This is a genomic window from Chryseobacterium cucumeris, assembly GCF_001593385.1.
Classification (GTDB): domain Bacteria; phylum Bacteroidota; class Bacteroidia; order Flavobacteriales; family Weeksellaceae; genus Chryseobacterium; species Chryseobacterium cucumeris.
Genome location: NZ_LUVZ01000012.1, coordinates 385,450 through 404,421 on the forward strand (window position 1 = coordinate 385,450; position 18,972 = coordinate 404,421).

General features: G+C 36.2%; 16 protein-coding genes. 8 read left to right on the forward strand and 8 right to left on the reverse strand.

The genetic code is table 11. The features are described from left to right. Positions 1-85 precede the first annotated feature (85 nt). A complete protein-coding gene (locus A1704_RS10670) occupies positions 86-874 on the reverse strand; it encodes a LexA family transcriptional regulator (protein ID WP_062673194.1) in 789 nt (262 codons plus the stop codon). Between the two features lie 61 nt (positions 875-935). On the opposite strand from A1704_RS10670, the gene dinB reads away from it, so the two are divergent. The 3 genes from dinB (at position 936) to A1704_RS10685 (ending at position 5,522) form a co-directional block, all read left to right on the forward strand. After that, on the forward strand, positions 936-2,084 hold the full coding sequence (dinB, locus tag A1704_RS10675) for a DNA polymerase IV (protein ID WP_062673196.1): 1,149 nt from the start codon (positions 936-938) through the stop codon (positions 2,082-2,084). An 18-nt stretch (positions 2,085-2,102) separates the two neighbouring features. Then, positions 2,103-5,159 (forward strand): DNA polymerase III subunit alpha, encoded by a 3,057-nt coding sequence (locus A1704_RS10680; RefSeq protein WP_062673198.1) that lies wholly within the window; start codon positions 2,103-2,105, stop codon positions 5,157-5,159. Positions 5,160-5,246: 87 nt separating this feature from the next. After that, complete coding sequence (locus A1704_RS10685) at positions 5,247-5,522, forward strand: hypothetical protein (RefSeq protein ID WP_062673200.1); 276 nt, start codon at positions 5,247-5,249, stop codon at positions 5,520-5,522. Between the two features lie 21 nt (positions 5,523-5,543). On the opposite strand, the gene A1704_RS10690 is transcribed toward A1704_RS10685, so the two are convergent. Both A1704_RS10690 and A1704_RS10695 read right to left on the reverse strand, forming a co-directional pair. Further along, positions 5,544-6,155 carry a YdeI/OmpD-associated family protein gene (locus A1704_RS10690; protein ID WP_062673202.1) on the reverse strand — a complete coding sequence of 204 codons (612 nt, stop codon included), beginning with the start codon at positions 6,153-6,155 and terminating at the stop codon, positions 5,544-5,546. A 5-nt stretch (positions 6,156-6,160) separates the two neighbouring features. Next, complete coding sequence (locus A1704_RS10695; RefSeq protein WP_082798758.1) at positions 6,161-7,294, reverse strand: serine hydrolase domain-containing protein; 1,134 nt, start codon at positions 7,292-7,294, stop codon at positions 6,161-6,163. A 99-nt stretch (positions 7,295-7,393) separates the two neighbouring features. On the opposite strand from A1704_RS10695, the gene A1704_RS10700 reads away from it, so the two are divergent. Next, positions 7,394-8,722, forward strand: a complete 1,329-nt coding sequence (locus A1704_RS10700; RefSeq protein WP_062673204.1) for a M48 family metalloprotease — start codon at positions 7,394-7,396, stop codon at positions 8,720-8,722. Between the two features lie 200 nt (positions 8,723-8,922). Further along, positions 8,923-9,558, forward strand: a complete 636-nt coding sequence (locus A1704_RS10705) for a hypothetical protein (RefSeq protein WP_062673206.1) — start codon at positions 8,923-8,925, stop codon at positions 9,556-9,558. A gap of 90 nt (positions 9,559-9,648) precedes the next feature. Here the strand turns inward: A1704_RS10705 and A1704_RS10710 are convergent, their stop codons facing one another. The 3 genes from A1704_RS10710 to A1704_RS10720 all read right to left on the reverse strand — a co-directional run bounded on the left by A1704_RS10710 (position 9,649) and on the right by A1704_RS10720 (position 13,770). Beyond that, on the reverse strand, positions 9,649-11,178 hold the full coding sequence (locus A1704_RS10710) for a hypothetical protein (protein ID WP_062673208.1): 1,530 nt from the start codon (positions 11,176-11,178) through the stop codon (positions 9,649-9,651). Between the two features lie 108 nt (positions 11,179-11,286). Continuing rightward, entirely contained in the window at positions 11,287-12,120 is an 834-nt protein-coding gene (locus tag A1704_RS10715) for a hypothetical protein (RefSeq protein WP_062673210.1), read from the reverse strand. A 108-nt stretch (positions 12,121-12,228) separates the two neighbouring features. Continuing rightward, positions 12,229-13,770: a glycine--tRNA ligase gene (locus A1704_RS10720; RefSeq protein WP_062673212.1), complete on the reverse strand. Its 1,542-nt coding sequence runs from the start codon at positions 13,768-13,770 to the stop codon at positions 12,229-12,231. Positions 13,771-14,055: 285 nt separating this feature from the next. Between A1704_RS10720 and A1704_RS10725 the strand changes: the two genes are divergently transcribed. After that, entirely contained in the window at positions 14,056-14,763 is a 708-nt protein-coding gene (locus A1704_RS10725; RefSeq protein ID WP_062673214.1) for a pseudouridine synthase, read from the forward strand. Positions 14,764-15,095: 332 nt separating this feature from the next. Beyond that, positions 15,096-16,133, forward strand: a complete 1,038-nt coding sequence (locus tag A1704_RS10735) for a quinone-dependent dihydroorotate dehydrogenase (RefSeq protein WP_062673217.1) — start codon at positions 15,096-15,098, stop codon at positions 16,131-16,133. Between the two features lie 30 nt (positions 16,134-16,163). Here the strand turns inward: A1704_RS10735 and A1704_RS10740 are convergent, their stop codons facing one another. Together A1704_RS10740 and A1704_RS10745 are read right to left on the reverse strand one after the other, a co-directional pair. Continuing rightward, positions 16,164-17,054 (reverse strand): hypothetical protein, encoded by an 891-nt coding sequence (locus tag A1704_RS10740; protein ID WP_062673219.1) that lies wholly within the window; start codon positions 17,052-17,054, stop codon positions 16,164-16,166. A gap of 29 nt (positions 17,055-17,083) precedes the next feature. After that, on the reverse strand, positions 17,084-18,328 hold the full coding sequence (locus A1704_RS10745; RefSeq protein ID WP_062673221.1) for a DUF445 domain-containing protein: 1,245 nt from the start codon (positions 18,326-18,328) through the stop codon (positions 17,084-17,086). 142 nt (positions 18,329-18,470) lie between these two features. Between A1704_RS10745 and msrB the strand changes: the two genes are divergently transcribed. Further along, the gene (gene msrB, locus A1704_RS10750) at positions 18,471-18,917 is read left to right on the forward strand and encodes a peptide-methionine (R)-S-oxide reductase MsrB (RefSeq protein WP_238590605.1); all 447 of its coding nucleotides are present in this window, start codon (positions 18,471-18,473) and stop codon (positions 18,915-18,917) included. The last annotated feature ends 55 nt before the right edge of the window (positions 18,918-18,972 follow it).

The window sequence follows — 18,972 nt, forward strand, 5'->3', positions numbered from 1 at the left end:
TCATAATTTGTTTTTTGAAAACAAAATTACAGCGCTAATGCGACAAAATATGTCGTATTATGAAATTTTATTCATTAAGAATCAACTACATTGTTTGATTTTTTATAATAAACACTTTATTTTCTAATTCCGTAATAGTATTTCTCAATTCTGAAAACATATCTTTAAGATTATAATTTTCAAAATTGGTTGAATCAAAATCTTCAGGAAAAATTCCTGATGCATATTGCCATATTTCTACAACTTCTCCCAATGGAATATCATAAGGTTGGTAAAATAAATTATCGGCAGCAACAGTTATTGATTTTTTGTTTCCGGATATGAATCGTTTATAAGAAATGCCATCATTCAAAGTCACAAAAACATAACTTTTATTCGGTTTCAGATCATCAATATTTTCAACATATTTCCCGATAATATAAGAGCCATCTTTAAAAGGCGGCATTGAATCTCCCTGGGCCGGAAAGGCACGGTACTTTCCATTGGTTAAAAAAGGAAGTGAGATTCTTTGCAGACTTTCAATATATTCCGGATCACTGTAGCCGGATAAATAACCCATTGATGCTTTTTGCGGAACGATTTCTATACTGTTGTTTCCTAGTTGATCCACAATAACAGGTAAGACAATTCGATTGTCGGGAAGCTTCAGAATATCCTCCAGCGGATACTTCCGGATGTCAACAGATACAAGAAGGTCAATACTAAGATTGAAAAACTTAGAGATTTTGATTAATATTTCGATAGGCGGCTCTGATCTGCCATCTTCATAAGAAACGTATCTGGAACGGGTGAGTTTCAAAGTATTCGCTAACTCCTGTTGAGTTTTTTCTCTCTTGCCTCTTAAAAAGCGTATGTTGTCTGAAAAAATTGACATTGTTATAAATTGTAACAACAAAAATACAAATTTTGTTTAAAAACGTAACTAAATTTGTAGCGTGAATCGTGCAATTGTACATATGGATTTGGATACATTTTTTGTGTCCTGCGAGAGACGTAATAACTCGCAGCTTCAGGGTATTCCTCTCATTATAGGAGGTGGAGACCGTGGAGTGGTAGCCTCATGTTCTTATGAAGCCAGAAAATTTGGGGTTCGCTCTGCAATGCCTATTCGTATGGCACTGAGACTTTGTCCTGATGCAAAAGTAATCCGGGGTGATCATGAAATGTATTCAAATTTATCTCATACTGTAACCGAAATTATACAGGGAAAAGTTCCGGTGATGGAGAAAGCAAGTATTGATGAATTTTATTTGGACTTATCAGGAATGGATAAGTTTTTTGGCTGCTATCAATGGACCAAAGAAATTGCTGAAACTGTTACTAAAGAGACAGGCCTTCCTATAAGCTTTGCACTGTCAACGAATAAGACCGTTTCAAAAATTGGTACGGGAGAAGCTAAACCTTTAGGGAGAATGGAAATCAAGGAACTGGAAGTACAGCCATTTTTAAATCCTTTATCCATCAAAAAAATTCCAATGGTAGGTGAAAAGACTTTCCAGTTGTTATCAAGAATCGGAATCCGGACCATTCATACCTTATCTGAAATGCCGGTACTTGTTCTGCAGCAAATGATCGGACTCAACGGAAAAGAACTTTGGAAAAAAGCCAATGGAATTGATGAGAATCCTGTGGTTCCTTATTCTGAAAGAAAGTCTATCTCAACCGAGAGAACCTTTACCAACGATACTATGGATATTATAGAATTAAAACGGCTGATATCGGGAATGGCAGAGCAATTGGCTTATCAACTGAGACAAGAAAAATGGCTTACTTCAACTGTGGTAGTAAAAATCCGATATGCCAATTTCGATACGGAAACTAAACAGTATAAAGTAGCTTATACTTCAGCTGACCATACACTTTCAAGAGTGGCATTGGAACTATTCAACCAGGTATATACAAGAAGAATGAGACTGAGATTGGTAGGATTACGGTTTACCGGACTCGTGCATGGCAACCATCAGATGAATCTGTTTGAAGATACAGAAGAACAGATGAGCCTATACCAGACAATGGATTATCTGAAGAACCGGTTTGGTGTTGATGCAGTTGGCAGGGCATCCGGTTTTGATTTTGGAAAATAATATATAAAACTTTTGATCATGTTTCTGAATTGTCATTCTTTCCACAGTCTTCGTTACGGTACCTTATCGGTAGAAGAATTGGTACGGCAGGCACATTCTTTGGGTATTAAAGAGTTGGCATTAACAGATATCAATACGATTACTGCTATTTATGATTTTAAGAAAGAATGTGAAAAGGCAGGCATTAAACCTATTGCCGGAATTGAGGTCAGAAAAGAAGACAGGCTGCTTTATATTGCTGTGGCAAAAGAGTTCTCCGGGATTGGTGAAGTTAATAAAATATTGACAGATCATAATTGTTATGGAGGTGAACTTTCTGAAGCAGCTCCTGTATTTAAAAATGTTTTTATTGTTTATCCGATAGATAACATTCCTTCAAAGCTAAAAGAAAATGAGTTTATTGGAATCCGGGAAGAAGAACTGAACTTATTGATCCGTCCTGAATTTAAAAGGTTGGTTCCGAAAATGGTGGTTCTTCATCCGGTTACATTCAGCACTAAAAAAGAATATAATCTTCATAAAATATTAAGGGCTATTGACAAAAATACCCTGTTGTCGAAACTGAATGAACAGGATGTTTGTGGGAAATCGGAATATTTTAAATCCGAAAATTTAATCATCAGTACTTTTCAAAGGTATCCTGAGATGATAAAGAATACCAGAAATTTGCTGGAAGCCTGCAGTTTTGAATTTGATTTTGAAAAAGTTAAGAACAAACAATACTATACTAAGTCCAAAGAATCTGACGTTAAACTTTTAAAAAGGTTAGCCTATTTAGGACTTGAAAAGCGTTATGGTAAAGATCATGAAATAGCAAAAATAAGAGTGGAAAAAGAACTGAAAGTAATTGATGAACTCAACTTCTGTTCTTATTTCCTCATTACCTGGGATATTGTACGATACAGTAACAGAATGGGGTTTATGCATGTAGGACGTGGAAGCGGAGCTAACTCCATTGTCAGTTATTGTATCGGTATTACAGATATATGTCCTTTGGAGCTTGACCTTTATTTTGAAAGATTTCTCAACCTTAACAGGAAAAGTCCTCCAGATTTTGATATCGACTGGAGCTGGCAGAACAGGGATGTAATCTTGGAATATATTTTTAACAGATATGGGAAAGATCACGTTGCTTTTTGTGGAACAAACGTTGAATTCAAATACAAATCGAGATTCAGAGAGGTCGGGAAAGCTTTTGGATTGCCTAAAGATGAGTTGGATGAACTGACGAAAAAGCCAATGGAAGTTCACGAAACGAATTCTGTCGTACAAACGATCCATAAATATGTCAGGCTGATGGAAAGGTTTCCCAATCAAAGGAGTATGCACGCCTGCGGAATTTTAATCTCGGAAGAACCTATTACAAACTATTCTGCCCTTGAAATGCCACCGAAGGGATTTCCAATTGTTCAATTTGATATGAATGTGGCAGAAGATGTTAAATTAGAGAAATTTGATATTCTGTCTCAAAGAGGTCTGGGAACAATAAAGGATACCGTAGATCTTATTAAAAAAACAAGAGGAATTGATGTTGATATCCGTGATACAAGCATTTCCAAAGATGAAGAAAAAGCCAATGAATATCTGGCCATAGGAAAAACGATCGGCTGCTTTTACATAGAATCTCCCGCCATGCGTGGGCTTTTAAGAAGATTACAATGTGACAATTACAGAATCCTCGTTGCTGCTTCTTCTATTATCAGACCTGGAGTAGCACAAAGTGGTATGATGCGGGAATACATTTTCAGGCATAATCATCCGGATCAGTTTGAATATTTTCATTCTGTTTTTGAGGAAAATCTAAAAGAAACGTATGGCATTATGGTATATCAGGAAGATGTAATTAAAATTGCACAATATTTCGGAGGACTTACTCATGCTGACGGTGATATTCTGCGTCGTGCGATGAGTGGAAAAGAGCGATCAATTGAAAAATTGAATGAAGTAAAGGCCAACTTCTTTAAATCCTGTCAAGAGCAGGGGCATTCTGAAGCGCTTACTGCTGAGGCTTTTCGTCAGATTGAGTCTTTTGCAGGGTATTCTTTCTGTAAAGCACATTCAGCTTCATATGCGGTGGAAAGCTACCAAAGTCTTTATCTGAAGGTATATTATCCATTGGAGTTTATGGTTTCTGTGATTAATAATCAGGGAGGATTTTACCGCACCGAAGTCTATATACATGAAGCAAAAATGTCAGGTGGAAACGTTCAGGTTCCTTGTGTGAATTCAAGTGAATTCCAGACTACGTTAAAAGGGAAAGATATCTTTTTGGGATTAATGCTTTTGGAAGGATTAGAAACAAGAATTGCCCACGGAATTGTGGAAGAACGCGAAAGAAATGGAGATTACAAATCACTGGAAGATTTTATTAAACGTATTCCGATCGGTATTGAAACAATCCAGATCTTAATTTTTATTGGAGCATTCAGGTTTACGGGGAAACCTAAAAATGAATTGCTGGTGGAAGCCAGGCTGTTATTGGTCAATTTTAAACCGGAACAAAGAGGGCTTATGCTGATTGAAGAACCCGTTCATGAGTTTAAACTTCCGCAGTTAAAAAGAGAACAGTTTGAAGATGCTTTTGACGAAATTGAACTCATTGGCTTTCCTGTTTCATGTAGCCCCTTCGACTTGTTACAGACCCAATATAGAGGCTCTGTGTTTGTAAAAGATTTATTGAAATTTCATAAAAAGCAAGTGAAAATGTTGGCTTATCTGATTGCCAGAAAACATGTCCCAACGAAGAAAGGAGAAATGTATTTCGGGACGTGGATTGATGCAAATGGAGATTATTTTGATACCTCACATTTTCCGGACAGTCTGAAACAATATGGTTTTCAGGGAGGAGGATGCTATTTACTTTTGGGAACAGTAGAAGTAGATTATCATTTTCCCACAATTACTATCCATAAAATGGCCAAAATGCCGATGATTCCTGATCCGCGGTACTCTTATGATAAAGAAAGACAATATGATATCCATCAACAGATTAAGGAAGATGTAAGCATGACTCATAGGAAGCCTTATCCACAGGCCCATGAGATTGGACTGCCCAGACATCGGATAGTAAAATAGTATTTTTTATATTAACTTTAGATTTCATTCATGTTATTTTAATTCAAAAATTCTGCTTATTTTTCCCTTTTCACGATTTCTTGCCGAATGGAAAATAAATGTACTGATATCAATAATTTATTAGAAAAACTATCTCTGGAAGGTTTTTCCGGATATGAATTTGTAGATTACTGGGATGCAGATACTATGGCTGTAGGAATGAAGAAGGGGAATGTTCTCATCTATATTTCTGCATATGACTATTCTAAAACCAATGGCTATGATGTGATTATGGAGGAATTTGAAACAGGAATAATATTGAAATCAGAGTACAAGAGATCATACCATGAACTTATTAATGATCTTCTATATTTTTTGAAATAATTTTTTCTTAATTGGGTGTATTTATTTCCTTTCATACTTCCAGTTTCTTCCTTTACCTTCAGCAATCCATTCCAGAGCCTGATCCATTCTTTTATTTCGGGTAGTTTCTGTTTTAGCTTCTGCAATCCATGTAATATATTCTTTTCTAAAGGACGGAGAAGCCTTTAAAAATAGGTCAAGAGCTTTCTGATTGGCATTTAATGCATTCTGAAAATAATCAGGAATTTCCATTTCTGTTTTGGAAGGAGCCGCTTTTTTCATGGTAACGCCCATATCAGTAAGCTCCATCGCTTCTTTAATTGCTTTTTTCAGCTGTGGTTTGGAAGGAAGATCTCCGACCTGCGTAATTTTTCCTAAACTGAACATCGAGTTTTTCTCAATATCCTGAGTAATCTCCTGCATGGTTTTCATTTCTTTTTCCAGCCAGAACCCAAAAGTACAGTGCTGTTTGAAAGAAGCCATAGCACAAAGATTTTTCCCTTTATAGATAAAATGGGGAAAGCTCCACTTCATGGTTTCTTCAGCATCAGGGCAGAATTCATGAACGGTTTCACGGATATAATGCAGGATAGGTTTCGCAAAATCCTGTGATTTTTCAATATAGGCATCAATTTTGGGACTGTATTTCTCCATCGTTTTTATTGGAATAATTGTACAATTTCATTAACAAGAAATTTTACCTGATCAGGTCTTCCTCTGTCATTTTTAGGGTTGTTGGAATAGCTTCCGGTTTTTACAATAACCATATTGTGCTCCGGAACCATAATGATATATTGACCCTGTAATCCCAGGAAATAATAATGTTTGATGGGGTTGTCATGATTAATCCAAAGTCCCATTCCATAAATGTTTTCAGACTTTTCGGTAGGAGTTCTCATCTGTTCAATGAAATCTTGATTGAGGATTTGCAGGTCTCCCGCTTTTCCATCATCCAGAAATAATTGTCCCAGCTTGGCAAAATCTCTTGCATTGGAATGAATACAGCAATAGGCTTTTTCCATACCATGATTATCTGTAGTCCATTTAGCATTTTGCTCCATACCCAAAGGAGCCCAGAACTTTTCTGATAAATAATTTGCCAATGGTTTATCCAGTGCTTTTCGAAGAGCAAAACCAAGAAGTTGTGTAGAACCGCTTTGATATTCAAATCTGACTCCTGGTTCTTCTTTGAATTTTCTTGTGAATACAGCTTTTACAAGGCTTTTTCCATAATAGGCTTTAGCATTGGGCAGAAAAGGATTGTTGTAGTCTTCATTCCAGTCCAGTCCGGCTTCCATTTGAGCTAAATTTTTAAGGGTAACCTTATTTCCAAAGGATTTGTTTTTAAATTCAGAATAAAAATCTGAAAACTTTTCATCAATAGATGGAATAATTCCTTCTTCCAGTGCTTTACCCAAAAGCATCACAGTCACTGCTTTTGCCATAGAAAAAGAATTGGTTTGGGATAGCTGGTTATAGCCTTCCCAGTATTGTTCATGAAGAATTCTTCCATTTCTTATCACTACCAAAGCTGCTGTTCTGGAGTGTTTTAAGTTTTCAACTAAGTATTTAGGTAAATCTTTTTTGTTGTAGTCAGGATCTTCTTCCCATAGCCTGGGCTCTTCCGTCGCAATAGGGTTGCTGGGGAAAAGATCTCCGTCGTCGATGTATGCACTTGATCTTCCTTTAAGGTAGGTTTTGGAAATACCACTAAATAAGTAATCATATCCAAAAAAATAAGCCGCTGCTGCACCTGCTACAGCTCCACCTATCATATACTTTAGTATTCTCATTTTTTCACGAATGGGTCTTTAACAAATTTAGAATAATTTGGTTATAAAATTTAAAATGAATCAGCAAATAAGTTATTTTTGTTCTTATTGAAGAAAACTATGACCAGAAAACTTTTTGTATTGGGGTACTTCCTATTTTCAATTATGGGAATAGCCCAGATTTATAAACCAATAGATACCGCAGATTATATACAGAGAAAAGCGTTTTTAAAGAGTTTTGAAGGAAATAATGAAGCCACTGTAAAGAGATTAAAGTCCCAATATTCCGGAAAAACAGGTTCTGAATTATCCAAAATTTATAAAGAATTCGGAACTGATTTTGAAAAGCAGGTGAAGAATAAGGATTTTATCTTTAAATCTGAATTTGAAACCAGTATACAGTCTATGATTCTACGTCTTAAAAAGAATAATCCTACAATTCCTCAGGACCTGAAAATTCTGATTGCAAAAGACAACACACCCAATGCTTATTGTCTTGCTGATGGAACCTTTGTCATCAACATGGGGCTTTACAGCTGGCTGAATAATGAGGAACAGATTGCCGCGGTGATTGCCCATGAGCTGGGACATAAAATAGAGGAGCATTCCCTGAAGACTTTTTTGAAAATTATCGAACAGGATAAACAGGATAAAGTGGTGGTGCAGAACATAAAATCTACTACAACAAGCAGAAGTCAGGACCAGAACCAAAAGGCTTTCGATATTTTTAAAAATACAGTCTACAAGAAAGGAGTAGAAAGAAGGCAAAGCGAAATGCAGGCAGATTCTTTGGGATATGTTATCTTTAAAAACAGTGATTTCAAGAAAGCAGAATTCATTAATGCTCTTCAGAGATTGCAGGATTTTGATACCATTTCACCAAGAGAGTTGAAGGTAGAAACATATAAAAAACTATTTAATCTTCCCAAGCAGGCATTCAATGAAAAATGGATGAAGAAGGAAGATTTCTCTCTGTACAATTATAATTTCTATAAAGAAAAGCTGAACAAAGACTCTCTTGCTTCTCATCCTGAAGTTTCCAGAAGATTAGAAGTGCTTAAAAAGACATTTACAGAGCTTAAAACTCCTGTTAGTCCGGAAAAACCCTCAGATCTGTTTTTAACATTAAGAAAAACGGCGAGAATGGAGATTTTACCCAATTATTTCCATTCAGAAGATTATGGACTGGGAATCTATGCTGCCATGCAGTTTTTACAGGATGAAGAGGAGGAAAAATACTATAAAAGCTGGTTGGGAAGATGCTTTACCAAAATATATGAAGCAAGAAAAAATTATAATCTGAACCGGTATCTGGATAGAATAGAACCTAAAAATCAAAGTGAAAGTTATCAGCAGTTTCTGAACTTTATGTGGAACTTAAGCCTTGATGAAATAAAGAATATCGCAGATTTTTATCAGACGAATGAGACAATCGCTAAAATAGATTGATTAAGCAGATTAAAAAACTAATTACAGTTTTAGCTGTTAAACCTTAAGTACATCAAGTTATTACGTGTTTTCTGGTGATTATGGCGTCGATATAAATGGAATATTCCAAAAGATCGGAGTTCAAACCCTATTGTAAATACTGAAGTAAATTGATTCCCATGAAATAAAAAAATAAATTTTTAATAATAAAGTAAAATACCATGAAAAAATTCATTTTAACTATCATAGTCTTATCTTCAGTTGTAACAAGTTGTTCTAAAGAAGAAGGTACAACAGAAAATGATAAAGTATTATCCAAATCATCCATTTTAAATAACAACAATTCATCTGGAAAGACAGCCGGAAAAGAGTATACGCAGCAATTGCCTTATCTTGATGCTCATACAGATTTTATGGTTTTCAATGTTGAAAATGATCTTGCCCATAAGATGAATGACCCCAAAGTTGACTGGAAAACCATCAATGCACTTTATAGTGCAGATTTAAGTACGGCTTCAAAACAATATCTGATTTATATATTATTTGCGAAAAAAGATTTACTGGGTATTCAAAATACTGCACCCACTACAGATCAAGCTAAATTAATAGCACAATATGCTCAGGAATTGGTCAATACAAAGTATCCTGGATATTGCCTTCTATATAATACATTATTAACCTTGAATTCTACGGAATATGCACCGTTATCGGAAACGCTTGCATCCCAAATTGTTTTCAACTCAAAAACGGAGGTTTTCCACTCAAATTTTCTGAACAGGCCAGAAGGAAGAGATCCTTATGTAGCAAAGGTTAAAGAAGATTATACCTACCTAGATAAAATTAAAACCGAATTTTAAATAAAAGAATTTAGAGTAAAGGAAATATTATTAGTGCTGTATTCAAAAGTCAAAGAAAAACCCTGATGTTTAGTCAGGGTTCTTTTTGTATTAATAATTTAATTTCTCCAGACGGATCTTGTTAAACTTTTCTTTTTCATTATACTCCCGAAGCAGGATGTAGCCTTCTTTTCCAACGTATGGCGTTACTGCATAATTATCTTTTTCAGAGATCGGAATAATCTCCTGTTTGAATTTTCCATCAATAATGGTATTGATAAACAAATTCCATCTTTTCTGCCTGGTTACTTCGTCTTTTTGATAGTCACGATAGAAAAACACTACGTCTTTTCCGCCGTTGAGGTATTGTGAGAAGAGATAATCACTGTTGACCCATTTTGATTTTTCCTTTTCAAAAACCTGAACATTTTTCACTTTGAAATCTTTATCTGTGTAGATATACACAAGATCTGTAGTCTTTGGAGCGTTGTATTGCCCTGCCGGTTTGTATTTTTCGGATAAAATACCCACACTTCCATCGTTCATAAAGTACATATCTTTGGTCTGAAGCATATAACCGCTTTCTACCATTCCATATTTGTTGACCTTGGGAAGAAAAGCAGAAATATTGGGTTCATAATTGATCGCTTTCATATCTACCGAAAAATCAGATTTGTTGAGGATCATTCTTGCAAATCCTACTGATTCTGAATCATCGTAGTTTCTTCCCAGCAGAACTATTTTATCATCAAAAGTTTTATCATTATCAAGCTTTCTGTAGTTGGAGTAGAAGGATTCAATATTGTCTATTGTATCATCAGATAATCCGGTAATCGGTTTGTTGGATGTTTCTTTTCCGGTTTTCATGTCAAGAACCATCAGATTGAATGTCTTCTGTTTGTCATTCACTTTCTTCAGGATACAGTACATATAATTTTCGTCTCTTTCCAGAACGGATAAAGTAGTGTACAGTTTTTTACTTCCGTCAGTGTTGTATTTGTATCTCCAGATTTCCTTTTTGTTGTCATCAAACCTCATGAGGCTGTTGCTGTTTTCATACTTCCCATAATCTTTGTATTCAACAGCAAAATAGCCACCTTCTTTCAGTTCTCCTACCGCAGAAACGTAGTTATAGCCTTTATCTTTTTTCTCATCACGGTTTTCCTTACGTTGTTCCTTCCAGCTCTTCGGTTCGTTGATCTCTTTGAAAGTGCCGTTTTCCAGATAATCATAATATATTTTTCGGGTAATAGAGTTGGTTTTCGGATCGATTACCATAGAAACCGGAGTAAAGATTTCTTTGCTCTTCACAAGAGAATAATCCATCATGGAAGGCTTTAAAATAATCTGACCTTTAAAATCAACATATCCCAAATAAGAAGCAGCCGTAATATCTCCCTCAAACTCTTTATTGGCAACAGGGTTGAGGTTTTTATCGAGGATAACATACTCAAACTTCTTGGTCTTATCACCGGATTTACCGTAAGAGTATAGAGAAACGTAGCCGTAAAGATTGTCTTTATCATCGAATAGAGCATTCATTCCCACGTGATCACCTGCAGCGAGAGTTGTCAGGTCCTGAGTTTGAGAAAATGCAAATGTCTGGATCAGTCCAAACATCATCAGCGTTATTTTTTTCATGGTTAAAATTTGAGCGATAAAAGTAATAAATTAACCCATATGTTGCGAAAAATAAAAAAGCCCTGGAAATATTTCCAAAGCTTATGATCTAAAAAGGCAGAACAATTACTAATAGTATTCGTAAAGCCAGTTATGAGTGCTTGTTCCATAACCCGAACTTTCATAAGTGGTAACGGCTTTGGTAGGATAGTTATCTCCGTTAAGCGTGTAAACGGCTGTAATTTTATTGGTTCCGTTAGATGAACCGGAATAACTCTCGGTTTGATTCAATAAATTATTATAACCTATTTGACCATCACTCACGTCAAATAAATTGATCTTAACAAAACCTTTAATCCCTTTCATAGGGCTATTGAAAGTGTCATAAGTATTGGTGATATTGTAGGTAACTCCGTTATAAGTATATTTAGCTGAAGCCACATTTCCGGCATTGGTTAAATTAACATCCACCTGTGCAAATACAAGATTGGAATATGTTCCTGTTGCAGGATTATAAGTTCCGCTTTTATACTCATCAAACTGAACATGGGTATCACTGAGATACTGATAGATTTTGGTATAGGTAAGCGTTCCCTGTTCTTTATCAGTAATTTTCTCCGTTGAAAGCCTTCCATTAGAATAGGTGAATTCTCTCATCAGAACCAGAGCGCCACCAATGAACTCTTCTGTTTTAGCAATATAATCTCCACTGTAAGTATAAACAACTCGATCATCATCCAGTGCATTATATGTTTCTACAAGTTTATCTCCATTATATTTGAATTCCACCACATAGGGTTGACCACCCGGATTGACGTCTGTTGCTTTTTTTAAGAGATGAAAAGGCCCGTTATTATTGTTCTGAGAATTATTGCTGTTGTCTCTGTGGTCGGCCGGATTATCATTAGAAACACAACTTGAGAGCAATGCCACAGCAAGTGATGAAAACATCAGTTTTTTCATGGTTATTATTAGTTTAGTTTTTAGTCCGCTAAAAATAATCATTTTTGTGGTAGGTTGTTCCGGAATGTATGAAAAATAAAAAAGCCCTGAAAAAACAGGGCTTTTAAACTATAATTGAGAAAGTAAATTTCTGAAGTTCGTTTTTTCATCAATGATTCTTCTCAGCTCTGAAACAGGAACTCTTTCCTGCTGCATCGTATCTCTGTCTCTGATGGTTACCGTGTGATCTGTAAGAGAATCGTGATCCACAGTGATACAGTATGGAGTACCAATGGCATCCTGTCTTCTGTAACGTTTTCCGATCGCATCTTTCTCTTCGTAGAACAGGTTGAAATCATATTTCAGATCATTGAAAATCTTTTCTGCATATTCTGCTAAACCATCTTTCTTCATCAATGGAAGAATAGCTGCTTTAATGGGTGCCAATGCCGGAGGTAACGATAAAACTGTTCTTTCTGAACCGTCTTCTAACGTTTCATCTCTTAAACAATGAGAGAAAATGGAAAGGAATAATCTGTCTAAACCTACAGAAGTTTCCACTACATAAGGAACATAGTTTTCGTTTCTCTCAGGATCAAAGAACTGAAGTTTTCTTCCTGAGAATTCTTCATGCGCTTTTAAGTCGAAATCTGTTCTTGAGTGAATACCTTCCAGCTCTTTAAATCCGAATGGGAAGTTAAACTCAATATCAGCGGCAGCATTCGCATAGTGAGCAAGCTTTTCATGATCGTGGAATCTGTAGTTCTCATTCCCCAGACCTAAAGCTCTGTGCCAGTTCAGACGTTTCTGCTTCCACTGTTCGTAGAATTCGAGTTCTGTTCCCGGAGCTACGAAAAACTGCATTTCCATTTGTTCGAACTCACGCATTCTGAAAATGAACTGTCTCGCAACAATCTCATTTCTGAATGCTTTACCGATCTGCGCAATACCGAAAGGAAGCTTGTGACGTGAAGTTTTCTGTACGTTTAAGAAGTTAACGAAAATACCCTGAGCCGTTTCAGGTCTCAGATAAAGATCCATAGCACTGTCAGCAGAAGCTCCCAGCTTTGTCCCGAACATCAGGTTGAACTGTCTTACTTCAGTCCAGTTTTTAGAACCTGTATCAGGATCTGCAATTTCAAGCTCTTCAATCAAAGCTTTTACATCAGCAAGGTCTTCATTTTCCAGAGATTTTGCCAGTCTTGAAAGAATAGCCTCTCTTTTTGCTCTGTATTCAATAATTTTTGGATTGGTAGCTACAAACTGATCCTTATCGAAAGCATCCCCGAATCTTTTCGCTGCTTTTTCGATTTCTTTATTCTCTTTATCTTCAATTTTAGCACAATAATCTTCCACCAAAACGTCTGCTCTGAAACGTTTCTTAGAATCTTTATTATCAATCAATGGATCGTTGAAAGCGTCTACGTGGCCCGATGCCTTCCAGGTTGTTGGGTGCATAAGGATCGCCGAATCAATGCCGACAATATTTTCGTTAAGCTGTACCATAGCTTTCCACCAATATTGTTTGATATTATTTTTTAGTTCGGCACCGTTCTGTCCATAATCATAAACAGCGGATAAACCATCATAGATCTCACTCGATGGGAAAATAAAACCATATTCTTTAGCGTGAGAAATCACTTTCTTGAAAACATCTTCTTGCTTTGCCATAATTTTTTTACGTCTGAAATGCAAAAATAGCAATTTGGATCCAAAATCATGAGATTCAATAAAAAAAGCAGTTAATAAACAGACAAATATTGACAATTTAATTTTTCAGTAGCCGGGAACCCGCTCTCCGTTGCAATTCCTCGCTCGGCGGCTCTGCTTCGCGCCGCCGCCTCGCTGCGGGATTTTCTCTCAGATCGGGGCTATTGATAAAGGAATGTCTAACCCTGTTAGGTTTACAAAGATGGTAGCATATAATATCAATCGAAAAATCTTTACTTTTGCCGGATGTTAGAAATTCTTTATCATGACGAGCATCTTATTGCCATCAACAAACCCAGCGGATTACTGGTTCATAAATCTTTTTATGCCGGAGAAGCTGATACCTATGCTATTCAGGAGTTGAAGAAACAGATCGGGCAAAAAGTGTATCCCGTACATCGGTTAGACCGGAAAACTTCGGGGGTTCTGCTTTTTACTCTGGATAAAGATACTCTTAGAATCATGAGCGAGCAGTTTGCATCACGCGATGTAGAGAAGAAATATCTGGCCATTCTTCGGGGTTGGACAAAAGAAGAAGAAACGATTGATTATGACTTGGTTAATGAAAATGAAGTTAAGCAAAATGCCGTTACAAACTATCGCCGTTTGCAGACTTCAGAAATAGATTTACCTTTTCTAAAGCATCAGACTTCGAGATATTCTTTGGTAGAAGCCATTCCTGAAACGGGAAGATTTCATCAGTTGAGAAAACATTTTAAGCATATTTTGCATCCTATTTTAGGTTGTAGAAAACATGGCTGCAACAAACAAAATAAGTTGTGGCTTCAGACATTTGACATCAACAAAATGACGCTTCATGCACACCAATTGATTTTTAATCATCCCATTTCTAACGAAAGAATCACCGTAAATGCTACTATAGATGAAGAGTTCAAAAGAGTAGGGGATATTCTGAAATTCGATCTGAGTGAGTACTCTTCATTAAAACCTTGACTTATCACAAGCATGGTGTTTCTAAGTATCTCAAAAGGTATTTAATAGTACTTTTCCCTGTGCTCATTGTTTTAAAGCAATGTTCGCAAAGTTTAATTATGTCTGCTTTTTATTTCCGATCGCAAGAGCACTTCGTTCCCCCTTGCGAACCAAAATGTTTTCAGGATAATCATCTTTCTTTGCGGTCGCCGCATTAAAAAAATCCCACTGAGTTGTTGAGTATACAGTTGTTTTCCAGTTTATAGATACTATAGATGAGCCATTTCGATAAAATATCATACATCAATCTAGCATTAATTTTAAAATGAGTAATTTTGTAAAACTTTTTTTCAATGTACAAATCGCTCATTCGTCCGATCCTTTTCAAATTTGATCCTGAAGAAGTTCATCATTTTACATTTTCAATGCTTAAAAATTTTGGATTTCTTACCAAACTGTTTTTACCAAAACCTATTGAAGACAAGCGTCTGGAAAGAGAAGTTTTCGGATTAAAATTTAAAAATCCTGTAGGATTGGCTGCCGGCTTCGATAAAAATGCAGTGTTATTTAACGAATTGGGAGATCTTGGTTTTGGATTTGTAGAAATCGGAACGGTAACTCCAAGAGCTCAGGCCGGAAATCCTAAGAAAAGATTGTTCCGTCTGATTGAAGATGGTGGAATCATCAACAGAATGGGATTCAACAACGATGGTCTTGAAGTTGCTATTGAAAAGCTGAAATCTAACAAAGGAAAAATAATCATCGGTGGAAACATCGGGAAAAATACAGATACAAGCCCGGAAAATTATACCCAGGATTATCTGGACTGTTTTGAAGGTCTTCATCCTCATGTAGATTACTTTGTCCTGAATGTAAGCTGCCCGAATGTTGGAAGCCACGCCAAGCTGGAAGACGTAGACTATCTGAAAGAGCTGATTACGGAAGTGAAAAAGATAAACCAGTCAAAATCTGTACAGAAACCTATATTACTGAAAATTGCACCGGATTTGAATAATAATCAATTGGATGAAATTATTGAACTGATTGCAGAAACAAAAATCGATGGAATTGTAGTGTCCAATACTTCTGTGAACAGAGAAGGGCTGAAAACCTCCCCCGAAGTTTTAGAACAGATAGGAAATGGTGGATTAAGTGGAAAGCCCATCCGTGAAAGAAGTACAAAAATGATCAAATACCTTTCTGATAAAAGCAACAGGGCATTTCCAATCATTGGAGTAGGAGGAATTCATTCTGCTAAAGATGCGATGGAGAAGCTGGATGCAGGAGCTGTATTGGTTCAGTTGTATACCGGATTTATTTATGAAGGTCCTCAACTGATCAACGACATCAATCAGGAATTACTAAAAAGAGCCAGCAGATTACCGAGATAAAATAAAAGAGAGTTGATATGACTCTCTTTTTTATTTTGACTTTACAACAGATGCGTTTTTAATATTTACTGTAAGCGTATGGGGAGGAGTGCTTTCGGATTTGCCTATTTTATAGGTAATTGTTTGTTTGTCTTTGGATTTCGTTTTGGTAACGTCATATATATTCTCCCGGCAGCTCTCAGTAAGGAATTCTTCATAGTTTTTATAATTCCAGTCTTTTGTGAAGTATAGTACTCTATAGCCTTTTTCTCCTTCACTTGCCCCGCACTGTCCACAGGCATTAAAATTCGATGTCTGCTCAAAGTACAATAAAACCCGGTTCCCGTTTTCTCCTGAAGAATAGGAAATTAGCTCGTTTCCGCCTGCTTTATTGATAAAATCATAGGTGTTGATTTTTTTATTATTCGGTAAGTACAGATAATTGTTGAGGCGGTAGATCATAGCATTGCCCGTAAATAATTTTGCAGGCAGAACTTTTTTCCCAAAATAAAAAGACCCCGTCACCGGATTTTTATCCGTATTGATCTTTTCAAATATAAGATATTCCTGCGGCGAAAGCTTTTGTGCCATCTCATCCGTTTTTTCAACTTTCTGCAGCGAGGTGATTTGCTCTTTCAGAAGCTTTGATTTCTGTTTTTGTTTTGTCCCAAAATTATACAGCGACAAATTTCCATAATAGTCATATATTCCGGTAAGCGGGATTTTCTTTTTGTATTTGTCATAATAATACCATCCATCCACATAATGCTGGTATTGATCACAATCGACAATGCCTGTGTAGCTAAGTTCAACAGTAATTGGTATTCCTCCGATTTCCCCGGTAAAAGTCTGGGAAGAATCTGTTACTTTCTTTAATTCAACTTTTTGACCGATAAAAAAAGTGAGGAAAAAGAAAAAGAAGACACTGAAAATTTTTTTCATGGTTGAGTTGTCGTGGATTTTAGTTTTTTTTAAATGAAGAAGTGTGCGATGGTATAGATGATCAATCCTACCAGCCCACCGACCAGCGTCCCGTTCACTCTGATAAACTGCAGATCTTTTCCCACTTCCAGTTCCAGCTTTTCACTGAGTTCTTTTCCCTGCCAGTTTCCAACGGTAGTACTGATGAGATTCCCGAATTGATGAGTGTTTTTCAGAATATATTTATAAGCTGTCACCCGAACCCAATGATCAATTTTGTTCTGAAGATTTTCATCTGTTTTTAAATTCTGGGCAAACTCATTCAAATTTTTAGTAAGATAGTTTTTCAAAGCCGAGTTTTCATCCTGAAGTTCTTTCATCAATGTTTTTTTTATGGAAACCCAGATATCATTGGAATATTCATCCAATTTATCATTTTTTAGAAGACCGTTTTTAATGGTTTTAAACTCTTCATCCCACTTTGGATCTTCTTTCAGGTCAACTGAGAATTCATGAATTTTTTGGGTTATCAATGCTCTTACTTCATGTTGGGGATCTTCTTCTATTTCTTTGAAAAACTCAGAAAGCCCATCGGCAATTTTATCAGCGATTTTATTATCTACAAAAGATGGAATGAACGAATAACTGCCTTTTTTTACCCGCTCCTGAATCATTTCATCGTTTTCAATGATGTATTCTTTGATCTGTTTTGAAAGATTGGTGATGATTCTCTGATGGTCATTTTTTTCCAATATGTAGCCAATTCCGTTTCCCACCACTTTGTTAAGCTTGATATCATCGGTCATTTCAGAAACCTTTTTGCTGATAAACTGGCTTACCGTAGAATCATCCAGTTTATTGAGGATATCAAGAACGATATCTGACAGGTTTTTAATCAAAATCTCCTGGCTCTTTTCCTTACCCAGCCATTCACCGACAAAGTTGGAAACTTTAAGTTTTTGGATATAAGGACGTATATTTTGAGGAGAAAGAAAGTTACCCACCACAAAACTTCCAAGGTTGTCTCCCAATCTCTGTTTACTGTTTTCAATCAGATTGGTATGAGGAATGGGAAGGCCAAGAGGATGCCGGAATAATGCAGTGACCGCAAACCAGTCCGCAAGAGCACCCACCATTGCCGCTTCGGAAAAGGCCCGGACATAGCCAATCCAGTGAGAGTTATCAGACTTCTGTAAAATAGTGGTAACAATGAAAATAACAGCCATCAGGACAAATAATCCGGTGGCAAATGCTTTATATTTTCTAAGTTGTTTTCTTTTTGCTTCGTCATTCATATTCTCAAATTTACTAAATTTGGTTATGAAACCATTCGTGGTTAAAGAATTAAAATTTACTATGAAATTTTTAATTTCAATAACCCTGTTAATTATTCTGCAGGCATGTACGCAGAAATATAAACCTATTAAAAAAATTCCTATGGAAAATACAGAAGCAAAAAACAATTCATACTATTCCAGAACCGATACTACAAAACTCAATGTTTCCAATGAAGAATGGAAAAAAATCCTTGCTCCGGATCTATACGCAATAGCCAGAGAAGCGGCAACAGAAAGAGCTTTTACAGGAAAATATAACGAATTTGATGAGGTAGGAGAATATTATTGTGCGGTATGTGGAAATCATCTGTTCCGTTCGACATCAAAATTTTCCAGCAGCTGTGGCTGGCCGAGTTTCTTTGAAGCTGATAAAGAAGGAGTCTATTATGTAAGAGATCAGTCGTACGGTATGGATAGAGTAGAGGTACTTTGTAAAAGATGTGATTCCCATCTGGGACATGTTTTTGATGACGGTCCGAAGCCTACAGGATTAAGATATTGTATGAATTCTATAAGTCTGGAATTTGTTCCGGATTCTCAAAAATAACCACTTTAATTCACAAAATCAGGACGTTAAAGTTTCTTAAATAGCGTTAAACTTT

Excerpts from the sequence above, each read along its gene's own strand:
- A1704_RS10740 (WP_062673219.1), bottom strand. The coding sequence starts at position 17,054 with ATGAAAAAAATTTTCAGTGTCTTCTTTTTCTTTTTCCTCACTTTTTTT.
- A1704_RS10695 (WP_082798758.1), bottom strand. The coding sequence starts at position 7,294 with ATGAGAATACTAAAGTATATGATAGGTGGAGCTGTAGCAGGTGCAGCA.
- msrB (WP_238590605.1), top strand. The coding sequence starts at position 18,471 with ATGGAAAATACAGAAGCAAAAAACAATTCATACTATTCCAGAACCGAT.
- A1704_RS10700 (WP_062673204.1), top strand. The coding sequence starts at position 7,394 with ATGACCAGAAAACTTTTTGTATTGGGGTACTTCCTATTTTCAATTATG.
- A1704_RS10685 (WP_062673200.1), top strand. The coding sequence starts at position 5,247 with ATGGAAAATAAATGTACTGATATCAATAATTTATTAGAAAAACTATCT.
- A1704_RS10705 (WP_062673206.1), top strand. The coding sequence starts at position 8,923 with ATGAAAAAATTCATTTTAACTATCATAGTCTTATCTTCAGTTGTAACA.
- A1704_RS10690 (WP_062673202.1), bottom strand. The coding sequence starts at position 6,155 with ATGGAGAAATACAGTCCCAAAATTGATGCCTATATTGAAAAATCACAG.
- A1704_RS10715 (WP_062673210.1), bottom strand. The coding sequence starts at position 12,120 with ATGAAAAAACTGATGTTTTCATCACTTGCTGTGGCATTGCTCTCAAGT.
- A1704_RS10680 (WP_062673198.1), top strand. The coding sequence starts at position 2,103 with ATGTTTCTGAATTGTCATTCTTTCCACAGTCTTCGTTACGGTACCTTA.
- A1704_RS10745 (WP_062673221.1), bottom strand. The coding sequence starts at position 18,328 with ATGAATGACGAAGCAAAAAGAAAACAACTTAGAAAATATAAAGCATTT.
- A1704_RS10725 (WP_062673214.1), top strand. The coding sequence starts at position 14,056 with ATGTTAGAAATTCTTTATCATGACGAGCATCTTATTGCCATCAACAAA.
- A1704_RS10670 (WP_062673194.1), bottom strand. The coding sequence starts at position 874 with ATGTCAATTTTTTCAGACAACATACGCTTTTTAAGAGGCAAGAGAGAA.
- A1704_RS10710 (WP_062673208.1), bottom strand. The coding sequence starts at position 11,178 with ATGAAAAAAATAACGCTGATGATGTTTGGACTGATCCAGACATTTGCA.
- A1704_RS10735 (WP_062673217.1), top strand. The coding sequence starts at position 15,096 with ATGTACAAATCGCTCATTCGTCCGATCCTTTTCAAATTTGATCCTGAA.
- A1704_RS10720 (WP_062673212.1), bottom strand. The coding sequence starts at position 13,770 with ATGGCAAAGCAAGAAGATGTTTTCAAGAAAGTGATTTCTCACGCTAAA.